Source organism: Burkholderia sp. WP9 (assembly GCF_900104795.1).
Lineage (GTDB): Bacteria > Pseudomonadota > Gammaproteobacteria > Burkholderiales > Burkholderiaceae > Paraburkholderia.
This window is the reverse complement of sequence record NZ_FNTG01000002.1, coordinates 2,634,076-2,645,840: the sequence shown is the minus strand read 5'-3', so window position 1 is coordinate 2,645,840 and position 11,765 is coordinate 2,634,076. Positions and strand designations below refer to the sequence as shown.

Below are 11,765 nucleotides of genomic sequence, written 5' to 3'. Positions count from 1 at the left end.
TCCATGCCCCGCTCTCTTCAATCGACTGCCGCGGCGCTCGATCCGCTCGCGGCCATAGCAAGGGCGCCGCGTTCGCGCGGCCCGCTCGCCACCGCCGCGTGGCGCTTCGTGCGCAATCGCGCCGCCTTCGCCAGTTTCGTGCTGCTGATGCTGATCGTGATCGCCTGCGTGGCCGGTCCGTGGCTATTGCCGAATAATCCGATCGATAGCGACTGGAGCGCGATCAGCCTGCCGCCCACGCTGCAGAACATGCACTGGTTCGGCACCGACGAACTCGGCCGCGATCTGCTCGCGCGCACGCTGCAAGGCGGGCGCGTGTCGCTCGAAGTCGGCCTGCTCGGCACGCTGGTGTCGGGGCTGATCGGCGTCGCGTACGGCGCGACCGCGGGTTATCTAGGCGGACGCGTCGACGCGGTGATGATGCGGATCGTCGACATGATGTACGCGATCCCCTACATGCTGATCGCGATTCTGATGATGACCATGTTCGGCCGCGCGTTCTATCTGGTCGTGCTCACCATCAGCGCGTTTTCGTGGCTCGACATGGCGCGCGTGGTGCGCGGCCAGACGCTGTCGCTGCGCTCGCGCGAATTCATCGACGCCGCGAAGGCGATCGGCGTGAGTTCGCGTTCGATCATCGCGCGCCATATCGTGCCGAATCTGTTCGGCGTGGTCGTGGTGTATGCGAGCGTGACGGTGCCGAACATCGTGCTGACGGAATCGGTGCTGTCGTTCCTCGGCCTCGGCGTGCAGGAGCCGATGACGAGTTGGGGCGTGCTGATTCAGGACGGCGCGCAGAAGCTCGAATCGATGCCCTGGCTGCTGCTGTGCCCCGCCGTGATGTTGTGCGTGACGCTGTATTGCGTGAATTTCGTCGGCGATGGTTTGCGCGACGCATTCGATCCGAAGGACCGTTGACATGCCGCTACTCGAAGTCAAAGACCTCAGCGTGCGCTTTACGCGCCGCGAAGGCGCACCCGTCGACGCGGTGCAAGGCGTGTCGTTTTCGCTGGAGGCGGGCCGCACGCTCGGTATCGTCGGCGAATCGGGCTCCGGCAAGAGCCAGACCGTGATGGCGCTGCTGGGCCTCCTGGCCGGCAACGGCAAGGTGTCGGGCGCCGCGACCTATCGCGGCGAAAACCTGCTGACCATGAACGAAGCGGCCTTGAACCGGATTCGCGGCGACCGCATCGGCATGATCTTTCAGGATCCGATGACCTCGCTCAATCCGTTCCTGACGATCGAACGGCAAATGACCGAGACCTTGCAACTGCACCGCAAGATGTCGCGCCGCGAAGCGCGCCGCCGCGCGATTGAAACGCTTGAATCGGTGCGCATTCCCGACGCCGCGCGGCGCATCAACATGTATCCGCACGAGTTTTCCGGCGGCATGCGCCAGCGCGTGATGATCGCAATGGCCTTGCTTTCCGAGCCCGAAATCCTGATCGCCGACGAGCCGACCACCGCGCTCGACGTGACCGTGCAGGCGCAGATCATCGAACTCTTGCGCGAACTGAATCAGGAACGCGGCACGGCGATCATTCTGATCACGCACGACATGGGCGTGGTGGCCGGTTTGTGCGACGACGTGATGGTGATGTACGCCGGCCAGACCGTCGAGCAGGCGAGCGCCGCCGCGCTGTTCGCCGCGCCGACGCATCCGTACACGCTCGGCCTGCTGAACGCGCTGCCGCGCCTGACCGACGATGACGACGAGCGCCCCCTGCAAACCATCCCCGGCAATCCGCCACTGCCCGGCGAAGTCGGCGCGGGCTGCGCATTCGCGCCGCGCTGCGGATATTGCACCGATCGCTGCCGTGAGTCGCGCCCGCGTCTCACTTCCGCGGAAGGTCACGCCGACGCCCTGCGCGCGTGCCATCGGCCGGTAGCGGAAATTCTCGAGGCCCAACACGTATGAACACCACTCCTCCTGCAAACCAGGACGCGGCAACGCTCTTGCGCGTCGACAATCTCAAGGTGCAATTCGGCGTGCCGCGCGGCGGCTTTCCGTGGTCCGGCAAAGCGACGCTGCGGGCGGTGGATGGCGTGTCATTTACCGTGCGGCGCGGCGAAACCGTGGGGCTCGTCGGCGAATCGGGTTGCGGCAAATCCACGCTTGCGCGCGCGATCATCGGGCTCGCTCCCGTGGCGAGCGGCAGCGTGCGCTGGCTCGGCGACGAAACCGTGGTGGCCGGCGCGCAACGCGATACGTCGCGTTTGCGCCGCGACGTGCAGATGATTTTCCAGGACCCGCTCGCTTCGCTCGATCCGCGCATGACGATCGAACAGATCGTCGCCGAACCATTGACGACGCACGGCCAGGACATTGCGCGCGCCGACGTGCAACGCCGCGTGCTGACCATGCTCGAACGCGTCGGCCTCAACGCCCAGCATCTGCGCCGTTATCCGCACGAATTTTCCGGTGGCCAGTGCCAGCGCGTAGGCATTGCGCGCGCGCTGATCGGCGAGCCGCAACTGGTGATCTGCGACGAGCCGGTATCCGCGCTCGACGTGTCGATCCAGGCGCAGATCGTCAACCTGCTGCGTGATCTGCAACGCGAACTGTCGCTCTCCCTGCTGTTCGTCGCGCACGATCTGGCCGTCGTCAAAGCGATCAGCCACCGCGTGCTGGTGATGTATCTGGGACGAGTGATGGAGTTTGGCGACAAGCGCGAGGTGTACGGCACGCCACGTCATCCGTACACGCGGGCATTGCTCTCTGCCGTGCCGGTCCCCGATCCGGTCGTGGAACGCGCGCGCCGTCATCTGCTGTTACGCGGCGAGATTGCCTCGCCGCTCAGTCCACCGTCCGGTTGCGCGTTTCGCACGCGCTGCCCGGATGCAATCGAAGCCTGCGCGCGGGAGATTCCGCAGCCTGTCACGCACGGCGCCAAAGCGACACGCGTTGCATGCATTCGCGTGGGGGACGTCGCGAAGGAAGCGCCGCTGGAACACCGCTAGAGCAGAAAACCCAAGAAGTTAAAACCGTATTCTCCGGCGCGGCGGGCCGTCGCGCCGTTGGATTCGTTCGTCCTGTCATCAGCAGGACTGAGCGATTCGTTTGGACTGGCTAAGCGCCGGCCAAAGGTTCACCACAATAATCAGAGACGCATTCCATGAAAGATACCCGATCAAAAAACCGGTCAAAAAAAACCGGAACAGCAACTTTCTTCTACTGCGCATTCACGCTTCCCGCGTTGACTCTCGCCGCGAACGCGTATGCCGACGACGGCGTTTCGGAGCCCACCTCCGAAACGTCTAAAGCTCAAACGCTCGCGCAAACGTTGTCGTCCCCGACACAACATGCACCGGAGCCGTCGGTCGCGCAAAGCAGTCCATCCGGCAAGCGCCGCGCGGACCAGGGCGGCCAGGTGCGTAACGACCAACCAGACACCACCAACGCCATCGTCAACGCCGAAGCCAATCAGTCGGTCACGCCACCCGCACCGCTGTCTAGCCAGGCGGCGAGCAACGGTTTTATCGCCGACAGCCATCTGAATCTGCTGTTTCGTAATTACTCCGACTACTTCCAGGCGCCTGACACCCTCTACCGTCACGCGTGGGTTCAGGGCGTGCAGGCCAATTATGAATCCGGCTACACGCAAGGACTGGTCGGCTTCGGTGTGGATGCCTCGCTGTTCGGCGCGCTCAAGCTCGACGGCGGCAACGGCGCGGGCAACATGGTGCACGTGGGAAAGGACGGTGGCGGTTCGGAACAACTCGCGTGGGCCTACCCCGGCATGTACGACATCAAGGGGCGCATTTCGGAAACGGTCGTGAAGTATGGTCTGCAGATCGTCACCAACCCGTTCCTAGAACCACACGACAATCGCGCGCTGCCGCCGACCTTCCTCGGCGTTTCCATGGTCAGCAACGATCTCGTGCACACCACGCTCGAGGCCGGCAGTTTCACGAAAGTCGACGCGCGCGGCCACACGAACCTGACCAATCTCACCACCTCGTATGGCGGCACGCGGATCGATCGCCTCACGTATGTGGGCGGCACCTGGCACTACGCGAAGAACGGCGAAATGGCCCTGTATGTCGATCAGGCCGACGACGTCTGGCGCCAGTACTACGGCTCGGTCGCGCAGTCGTTCGGCGATCCGACCACCATCAAGTGGAGCGGGCTCGCGAACATCTACTCGATGCACGACACCGGCGCGTCACGTCAGGGGCACATCAACAGCAACGCCTACAGCGTGTCGGTTTCCGCACAGCACGGCCCGCATGCGCTGCTGCTCGGTTACCAGCAGGTGCTCGGCGACCAGTTCTTCGACTACGTCAACGAGACCAACGGCATTTACCTGACCAACTCGATGGACGTGGACTACAACGCGCCGCACGAGCAGTCGCTGCAATTGCGCTATACGTTCGACGGCAAATATGCCGGTGTGCCGGGACTCAAGGCGATGTTCTGGGGGCAATACGGTTGGGGCGCGGACGCATCCGCGGGTGCGGCGGAGAATGCTTCGCCGTCGGCGCCGCTGCATGATCTCTACTGGAAGAACGGCGAGCCGGTGCACGGCCACCATCACGAGTTCGGCTTCATTCCGAGCTATACGCTGCAAAGCGGACGCTTCAAGGATACGAAGGTCACGTTCATCGCCATGTGGCACAACAGTCAGTACCACTACTCGGATGGCAACAACATGGAATACCGGCTGGTCGTGAATGTGCCGGTGAAGGTGTTCTAAGCGGTTTTCAGCGGCATCTGGCGCGCGGGTTTTCGCGCTGCCGCACAGGGGCGTCACGCTCGTGGCTCGAGCGTGACGCCTGCTGCTTCGCCTGCGCTTATCCCGTGATCCGTTCGGTGGTCATGGCGCGCGACAAGCCATGCATCGGCCTGCGCAACGCGACATCGAACGGATTGGTTTGCGGGCCGATCGCATCGGCCTGCCGCCGCAGCAGTTCGACCACCATCGGTAAGCGGTCGTCGCCCAGGCGCGCGGCCAGCGTGCCGACGCTCAACGCCGCCACCGCCACGCCGGTGCGATCCAGAATCGGCACCGCCACACCCGCCATGCCGTCGAGCACGCCGCTATTGCGCCCCGCGTAGCCCAACTGACGCACGCGTTCGATCTCGGTGCGCAAATAGACTTCGTCGAGCACGCCGTAGCCCCGAATTCGCGGCACGTTGAAGCGGATGATCTCTTCGCGCTCCGCCTCCGGCAAAAACGCGAGAATCGCCAGACTGCCCTGCCCGACACCTAACGCCACGCGCCCGCCAATATCGCCGGTGAACGAACGGATCGGAAACGGCCCTTCGCAGATGTCGAGGCACACCGCGTCGAAGCTGCTCTTGACGAGCAGAAAGATCGTGTCGCCGAGACTGGCGCACAACCGCAACAACGCGGGACGGCACAGCGTGCGCATGCCGCTCGGATTGCCGGCCTGCGCCGCGAGCGCGAAAAAATCCACGCTCAGCCGGTACAGCTTGGAGCTTTCGTCCTGTTCAACGATGCCCTCCGCGATCAACGCATGCAGGATGCGGTGCACGGTGCCCTGCGTCAGACCGACCGCTTTCGCCAGTCGCGTGACGCGACCGCCATCGGGCTGAGCTTCGGACAAGGCGCGGATCACCGCGAACGCGCGTTCCAGCATGCCGGGGCCGGGCGCTGCGCCCGCCTCTGCTGCAGTATCGGTATCCCGTTTGGCGGCAGCATTCATCTTCATGGCTCTCGATTATTTCATTGACCGGAACACTATAAAGCGTTTTATCCGCATATGGAATCCCGGACGCTTTCCCGCCATGCGCCAATCTTGTCATGATTCATAGGGATTTTCCGGACGCCATGGAGCGGAACAGTTCCACGATGTTCCCGCAAATACATTCCGTTTGATGGAATTTTTGTGAATCTTATATCGCCAAACGGAATTTGAAATTGACTGACCGTAATTTGGCTGGCTAGAGTCGGCGTCATCGAGGCAGTAGTCGATTGAACCGGTGTCGAACCATCCAAAGGTCAGATCATGTCGTTCCTCACACTTACCGACGTCACGAAATCGTTCGGCGATCTGCACGCCGTCGCGGACGTGAACCTGTCGGTGGAAAAAGGCGAGTTCGTTTCGCTGCTCGGGCCGTCCGGCTGCGGCAAGACCACCACGTTGCAGATGATCGCGGGCTTCGTCGAAACGACGCGCGGCCGCATCACGCTCGACGGCCGCGACATCACGCACATGAAACCGAACAAGCGCGGCCTCGGCATCGTGTTCCAGAGCTATGCGCTGTTTCCGCACATGAGCGTCGCCGAGAACGTCGGCTTTGGGCTGGAAATGCGCAACATCGACAAGGCCGAGCGCAAGGAGCGCATCCGTGAAGCGCTGGCGCTGGTGCGCCTCGACGCGCTCGCGCATCGCTTTCCGCGCGAACTCTCCGGCGGTCAACGGCAGCGTGTGGCGATTGCGCGTGCCATCGTAATCGCGCCGCCCGTGCTGCTGCTCGACGAACCGATGTCGAATCTCGACGCCAAGTTGCGCGAAGACATGCAGTTCGAATTGCGCGGCATTCAACGCAAGATCGGCACGACCACCATCATGGTGACGCACGACCAATCCGAGGCGTTGTCGATCAGCGATCGCGTGGTGGTGATGGAAGCCGGCCGCATCACGCAGATCGACACGCCGTACGAAGCGTACGAGCGCCCCGAGAATCGCTTTGTCTCGCAGTTCATCGGCAAGGCCAACATGCTGCCGGGCACGGTCGTGGCGCGCGAGGGCGACGCGATCCGCATCGACCTCGGCCACGACCTGGCGGAAACGGGGCACATGGCGCAGTTGCCGGCGCGCGAGCGCGTGGTGGGTGTCGGCGACGCGGTGACCTTGTGCATCCGTCCGGAAAAACTGCGGCTGTGCGCGCCGGACGCGGGACGTGTGCCGGCAACCGTGACGAGTCGATTTTTCCTCGGCAGCCAGTGGTTGTACCGGCTGGACAGCCGGCTCGGCGAAGTGCTGGTGTGCTGCCAGAACGAAGGCACGGAGCCGCTGGCGGAAGGTGCGACGGTCGGCGTGGATTGGAACAGCGACGCGATTCGCTTCGTTCAACGGGACGCGCATCATGGCTAGTACGCTGCCCGCAACCGACAACCGCGACGTGAAATCCGCTAAACCACGCCGTGCGTCATGGCATGCTTTTTTGCCATTGTGGCTGATGTGCGCGCCGGCCTTTCTGCTGTTCGTGGCGCTCGTGCTGGTGCCGCTGCTGATGACGCTGGTGCTGACCTTCTATCGCTTCGATCCGGCCAGCGGGCCCATAGCCGCATTTCAGTCCGGCAATTACGCGGAAGTACTGAGCTCGTCGTATTACCACACCATCTTTCTGCGCACGTTCGGCATTGCGTTTCTGGTCACGCTGCTGTGCGTCGTGATCGGCACGCCCGAGGCCTACGTTCTGTCGCGCATGCGCGATCCTTATCGCTCGATGTTCCTGCTGGTGATTCTTGCGCCGCTGCTGGTGTCGGTGGTGGTGCGGGCCTTCGGCTGGAGCATGCTGCTCAACACCAACGGACTCGTGAATCAGGCGTTCGGCCTCATCGGACTCGGGCCCTACAAGCTCGAATACACCACCTTCGCGATTGTCATTGCACTCGTGCACGTCATGCTGCCTTTCATGGTGATTCCGGTATGGACAGCGTTGCAGAAGCTCGATCCGCAAACGGAAAACGCCGCGCTTTCGCTGATGGCGTCGCCCGCCACCACGTTGCGCCGTATCGTGCTGCCGCAACTCACGCCGGGCATTCTGTCGGGCAGCCTGATGGTGTTCGGTTTGTCGGCGAGCGCCTTCGCGATTCCCGGCCTGCTCGGCGGACGGCGCCTGAAAGTTGCCGCCACCGCCGTCTACGACGAATTCCTCGGCTCGCTGAACTGGCCGCTCGGCGCGACCATCGCGCTGCTCCTGCTGGTCGCGAATCTGATCGTGATGCTCACGTACTACCGCGTTCTCGAACGTAAGTACACCAGAAGCCTCGGCTAATTCATCAGCGCACCTATCAGCTCACTCAGTGAAAACATCATGAGAAAGAACGGCCCTATTGCGCTGATTTTCCACACGCTCGTGATTGCGTTCGTGCTCGCGCCGCTCGTGATCGTCGTGCTGGTCGCCTTCACGCCCGACGAAACGCTCACGCTGCCCACGCACGGCGTCTCGCTGCGCTGGTTTCGCGCGATCCTCAATTACCCGGATTTCATCGGCGCTTTTTTTAACAGCCTGAAACTGGCGTTCGCTTCGGCCACGTTGTCGCTGATCGTGGCGCTGCCTGCCGCGCTCGCCATCGGCCGCGCACGCTTTCCGGGGCGGGGATTTCTCAACGGCCTGTTGCTGTCGCCGCTCGTGATTCCCGGTCTCGTGCTCGGCATCGCCCTGCTGCGCTTTTTCGCGCTGATCGGCGCGACCGGCTCGTTCGCCTGGCTCGTGCTCGCGCACATGATCATCATCACACCGTTCGTCATGCGGCTCGTGCTGGCTTCGGTGAGCGGACTGGACCGCAGCGTCGAACACGCCGCGCACTCGCTCGGCGCCGATGCATGGACCACGTTTCGCCGCATCACTTTCCCGATGATTCTGCCGGGCATTACCGGCGGTTGGCTGCTGGCCTTCATCAACAGCTTCGACGAATTGACGATGTCGATCTTCGTCACCTCGCCGCAAACCGTCACGCTGCCGGTGCGCATGTACATGTACGCCACCGAATCCATCGACCCGATGATGGCCTCCGTCTCCGCGCTGGTGATCTTCATTACCGGCGGCGCGATGCTGCTGCTCGACCGCGTGTATGGCCTGAACCGCATTCTGATCGGCCAGCACTGATGCCTTCTTCCGCCCACGCTCTCATGCCGTCCACCTTGCCATCCACTCATGCCGCCGCAGAGCGCTGCGAGCCGCAATTCATCCGCGTTGCGGAAACGCGGCGTGAACCGCTGCACTTCTTTATCGACGGCTGCGAAGTCACCGCGCTGCGAGGCGATACGCTGTTGACGGCCGTGCTGATGCAGCAACGCCGCGTGCGCGAAAGCGAATTCAGCGGCGCGCCGCGCGCGGGTTTCTGTCTGATCGGCGCATGTCAGGACTGCTGGATGCGTACCGAAGACGGCAAGCGCGTGCGCGCGTGCTCGACGCTCGTCACCGAGGGCATGCGGGTGCTCACGCGCAGCGCCGCCATCGAGGCCGGCGCTGCGGACGCGAACGGAGACGCCCGATGAACGACGAACGCCGCATCGTGATCGTCGGCGCCGGGCCGGCGGGCGTGCGAGCCGCCGAGACGCTGGTCGCGGCCGGCGTGAAGCCAATCGTGATCGACGAAAACGCGCGCTGGGGCGGCCAGATCTACCGGCAGCCGCCCGCCAACGGCGGATTCGAGCGCTCGAAAAAAACGCTCTACGGTTTCGAAGCGCACAAGGCCGACGCCTTGCATTCGACCATGGCCGCGCTGCTGCCCCATCTCGACTATCGCCCCGACACGCTCGCATGGGCATGCGAAGCGGGCCACCTCGATACCCTGCATGCAGGACGCGAGCTTCGCGTGCCGTTCTCTCATCTGATCATCGCGAGCGGTGCGACGGACCGCGTGCTGCCGGTGCCGGGCTGGACGCTGCCCGGCGTCTATACGCTCGGCGCGGCCCAGGTCGCATTGAAGGCACAAGGCTGCGCGATCGGCCGACGCGTCGTGCTGGCCGGCACCGGGCCGCTGCTGTATCTCGTCGCGTACCAGTACGTGAAGGCAGGCGCGCAAGTCGTGGCGGTGCTCGACACGAGTCCGCTTTCGCAGCAGATCGCCGCGGCGCCGAAATTGGCGCGCCTGCCGTCCACTTTCGCCAAAGGCCTGTACTACGTCGGCTGGCTGAAAACGCGCGGCGTGCGCATCGAGCGCGATGTGAGACTGCTCGGCATTCGCGGTGTGGATGGTGTGGAGTCGCTCGAATGGCGCGCAGCACGTAAGGGTTCGGCAACCGAGACAATCGCATGCGATGCGGTCGGCGTCAGCTTCGGCCTGAAGCCCGAAACGCAACTTGCGGATCTCGCGGGCTGCCGCTTCCGTTTCGACGCGACCAACCGTTGCTGGCTCCCTGAAGTGGACACAGCGGGACGCAGTTCCGTGCGCGGCCTCTATCTCGCCGGCGACGGCGCGGGCATCGCCGGTGCGGACGCCGCCGAACTCGCCGGCCGCCGCGCAGCGCTGGCGCTGCTCGACGATCTCGGCATCGCGCATCCACGGGGTCCGGGCATGCCCGACGCCGCATCGATCGAGCGCAGTCTGAAACGTATCGCGGTATTTCGCGAGGGCATCGAAACGGCTTTCGCGCCACCGGCGAAATGCGCGTCGCAATGGCCCGACGACATGACCGTGTGCCGCTGCGAAGAAATCGATGCGGGCACTTTACGGCGCTGCATCCGCGGCGGCGAAGCGAATGAGATCAACCGGCTGAAGGCACTCACGCGCGTCGGCATGGGTCGCTGTCAGGGGCGCATGTGCGGCGAAGCCGCGCTCACCCTGCTCTCCGAGGAAACCGGCAAACCCCTCGAAGCGGTAGGCCGCTTGCGCAGCCAGCCACCCGTCAAACCCATTCCGCTCTCGCCGGCCATGTATGCCGACGACGTTGCTGACATTCCCGTGGAGGCGCGCGATGAGTGACACCTTGCACTACGACGTCGCGATCGCGGGCGGCGGCCTCGTCGGTTCATCGGCGGCTTTGGCGCTGGCGCAGCGCGGCCTGCGCGTGGGCCTGTTCGAGCGGCGCTATTGCGGCGCGCAGGCGAGCGGCGTGAACTACGGCGGTGTACGCTGCCAGGGCCGCCCGGTTGAACAGATGCCGCTCGCGATCCGCGCGCGGCGTATCTGGGACCGCTTGCCGGAATTGATCGGCATCGACGGCGAATTCACGGTGTCGGGCCATTTGCGGCTCGCCCGTAGCGAAAGCGCGCTCGATGCGCTGCAAACGTGGGCCGAGATGGCGCGCGACTACGGACTGCACGCGCAGTTGATCAGCGGTGCGGCGTTCCGCCAGCGCTATCCATGGCTCGGCGCATCGGCCATTGGCGGTTCGCTGTGCGCGACGGACGGTCACGCGAATCCGCGCCTGGTCTCGCCCGCATTCGCGCGGGCCGCGCGGGCCGCGGGCGCGGACGTGCGCGAACACACCGAACTCACCGATATTCATCACGACGGCACGCGCTTTCAATTGCGCGCCGGTGAGATGCGCATCAGCGCCGACTGGCTCATCAACTCGGCTGGCGCATGGGCGAATACCGTTGCGGGCTTTTTCGGCGAGACCGTGCCGATGAAACCGATCTACCCGAACATGTGGGTCACCGAGCCTTTACCGCTCTTCATCACGCACAACCTGGGCGTGTATGGCGGCGGCATCTACGCGCGGCAGGTGGCGCGCGGCAATTGCGTGATCGGCGGCGGACGCGGACATGGCGACGGCGAGTATGGCCAGCCCTCGACGGAAACCACGCGCGCCGTGATGCGTGATGCGTGCGCGCTGCTCCCGGCATTGCGCGAGGCGTTGCTGATCCGCACGTGGAGCGGTGTGGAAGGCGAAACGCCCGATAGCAATCCGATCATCGGTGCGAGCCGCACCGTGCCGCGCTTGTTGCATGCGTTCGGTTTTTCAGGCGGCGGCTTTCTGCTCGCGCCGGGCGTCGGCGAAGTGCTCGCCGATCTCGTCATCGACGGTGCCACCGCCACGCCGCTCGACGCTTTTTCGATTGGCCGCTTTTCTGCTGTTGCGACCTCTGCGGTCGCCCAAGTCAACGTTTAGTGAAC

11 protein-coding genes are annotated in these 11,765 nt (G+C 64.2%); 10 read left to right on the top strand and 1 reads right to left on the bottom strand.

The annotated features are described in order from the left end of the window. Positions 1-3 precede the first annotated feature (3 nt). The 4 genes from BLW71_RS32905 to BLW71_RS32890 all read left to right on the top strand — a co-directional run bounded on the left by BLW71_RS32905 (position 4) and on the right by BLW71_RS32890 (position 4,697). Positions 4-918 carry an ABC transporter permease gene (locus tag BLW71_RS32905; protein WP_286162174.1) on the top strand — a complete coding sequence of 305 codons (915 nt, stop codon included), beginning with the start codon at positions 4-6 and terminating at the stop codon, positions 916-918. A gap of 1 nt (position 919) precedes the next feature. Next, on the top strand, positions 920-1,918 hold the full coding sequence (locus tag BLW71_RS32900; RefSeq protein WP_091807068.1) for an ABC transporter ATP-binding protein: 999 nt from the start codon (positions 920-922) through the stop codon (positions 1,916-1,918). Then, complete coding sequence (locus BLW71_RS32895) at positions 1,915-2,961, top strand: ABC transporter ATP-binding protein (RefSeq protein ID WP_091807066.1); 1,047 nt, start codon at positions 1,915-1,917, stop codon at positions 2,959-2,961. Before BLW71_RS32900 ends, BLW71_RS32895 begins: the two co-directional genes overlap by 4 nt. 155 nt (positions 2,962-3,116) lie before the next feature. Continuing rightward, positions 3,117-4,697: an OprD family outer membrane porin gene (locus BLW71_RS32890; RefSeq protein WP_091807064.1), complete on the top strand. Its 1,581-nt coding sequence runs from the start codon at positions 3,117-3,119 to the stop codon at positions 4,695-4,697. 97 nt (positions 4,698-4,794) lie between these two features. Here the strand turns inward: BLW71_RS32890 and BLW71_RS32885 are convergent, their stop codons facing one another. After that, the gene (locus BLW71_RS32885; RefSeq protein ID WP_091809165.1) at positions 4,795-5,670 is read right to left on the bottom strand and encodes an IclR family transcriptional regulator; all 876 of its coding nucleotides are present in this window, start codon (positions 5,668-5,670) and stop codon (positions 4,795-4,797) included. Positions 5,671-5,973: 303 nt separating this feature from the next. Between BLW71_RS32885 and BLW71_RS32880 the strand changes: the two genes are divergently transcribed. From BLW71_RS32880 to BLW71_RS32855, 6 genes are read left to right on the top strand one after another with little or no spacing between them, the layout of a single operon-like run. Further along, positions 5,974-7,065, top strand: a complete 1,092-nt coding sequence (locus tag BLW71_RS32880; RefSeq protein ID WP_091807062.1) for an ABC transporter ATP-binding protein — start codon at positions 5,974-5,976, stop codon at positions 7,063-7,065. Further along, positions 7,058-7,972: an ABC transporter permease gene (locus BLW71_RS32875; RefSeq protein ID WP_091807059.1), complete on the top strand. Its 915-nt coding sequence runs from the start codon at positions 7,058-7,060 to the stop codon at positions 7,970-7,972. The genes BLW71_RS32880 and BLW71_RS32875 overlap by 8 nt, the downstream gene beginning before the upstream one ends. A 39-nt stretch (positions 7,973-8,011) precedes the next feature. Then, entirely contained in the window at positions 8,012-8,806 is a 795-nt protein-coding gene (locus BLW71_RS32870; RefSeq protein WP_091807057.1) for an ABC transporter permease, read from the top strand. Continuing rightward, a complete protein-coding gene (locus BLW71_RS32865; protein WP_502686843.1) occupies positions 8,806-9,198 on the top strand; it encodes a (2Fe-2S)-binding protein in 393 nt (130 codons plus the stop codon). The genes BLW71_RS32870 and BLW71_RS32865 overlap by 1 nt, the downstream gene beginning before the upstream one ends. Continuing rightward, the gene (locus tag BLW71_RS32860) at positions 9,195-10,628 is read left to right on the top strand and encodes an NAD(P)/FAD-dependent oxidoreductase (RefSeq protein ID WP_091807052.1); all 1,434 of its coding nucleotides are present in this window, start codon (positions 9,195-9,197) and stop codon (positions 10,626-10,628) included. The genes BLW71_RS32865 and BLW71_RS32860 overlap by 4 nt, the downstream gene beginning before the upstream one ends. Continuing rightward, positions 10,621-11,760 carry an NAD(P)/FAD-dependent oxidoreductase gene (locus BLW71_RS32855; protein WP_091807050.1) on the top strand — a complete coding sequence of 380 codons (1,140 nt, stop codon included), beginning with the start codon at positions 10,621-10,623 and terminating at the stop codon, positions 11,758-11,760. The genes BLW71_RS32860 and BLW71_RS32855 overlap by 8 nt, the downstream gene beginning before the upstream one ends. The last annotated feature ends 5 nt before the right edge of the window (positions 11,761-11,765 follow it).

Excerpts from the sequence above, each read along its gene's own strand:
- BLW71_RS32860 (WP_091807052.1), top strand. The coding sequence starts at position 9,195 with ATGAACGACGAACGCCGCATCGTGATCGTCGGCGCCGGGCCGGCGGGC.
- BLW71_RS32895 (WP_091807066.1), top strand. The coding sequence starts at position 1,915 with ATGAACACCACTCCTCCTGCAAACCAGGACGCGGCAACGCTCTTGCGC.
- BLW71_RS32885 (WP_091809165.1), bottom strand. The coding sequence starts at position 5,670 with ATGAATGCTGCCGCCAAACGGGATACCGATACTGCAGCAGAGGCGGGC.
- BLW71_RS32905 (WP_286162174.1), top strand. The coding sequence starts at position 4 with ATGCCCCGCTCTCTTCAATCGACTGCCGCGGCGCTCGATCCGCTCGCG.
- BLW71_RS32900 (WP_091807068.1), top strand. The coding sequence starts at position 920 with ATGCCGCTACTCGAAGTCAAAGACCTCAGCGTGCGCTTTACGCGCCGC.
- BLW71_RS32890 (WP_091807064.1), top strand. The coding sequence starts at position 3,117 with ATGAAAGATACCCGATCAAAAAACCGGTCAAAAAAAACCGGAACAGCA.
- BLW71_RS32855 (WP_091807050.1), top strand. The coding sequence starts at position 10,621 with ATGAGTGACACCTTGCACTACGACGTCGCGATCGCGGGCGGCGGCCTC.
- BLW71_RS32865 (WP_502686843.1), top strand. The coding sequence starts at position 8,806 with ATGCCTTCTTCCGCCCACGCTCTCATGCCGTCCACCTTGCCATCCACT.
- BLW71_RS32870 (WP_091807057.1), top strand. The coding sequence starts at position 8,012 with ATGAGAAAGAACGGCCCTATTGCGCTGATTTTCCACACGCTCGTGATT.
- BLW71_RS32880 (WP_091807062.1), top strand. The coding sequence starts at position 5,974 with ATGTCGTTCCTCACACTTACCGACGTCACGAAATCGTTCGGCGATCTG.
- BLW71_RS32875 (WP_091807059.1), top strand. The coding sequence starts at position 7,058 with ATGGCTAGTACGCTGCCCGCAACCGACAACCGCGACGTGAAATCCGCT.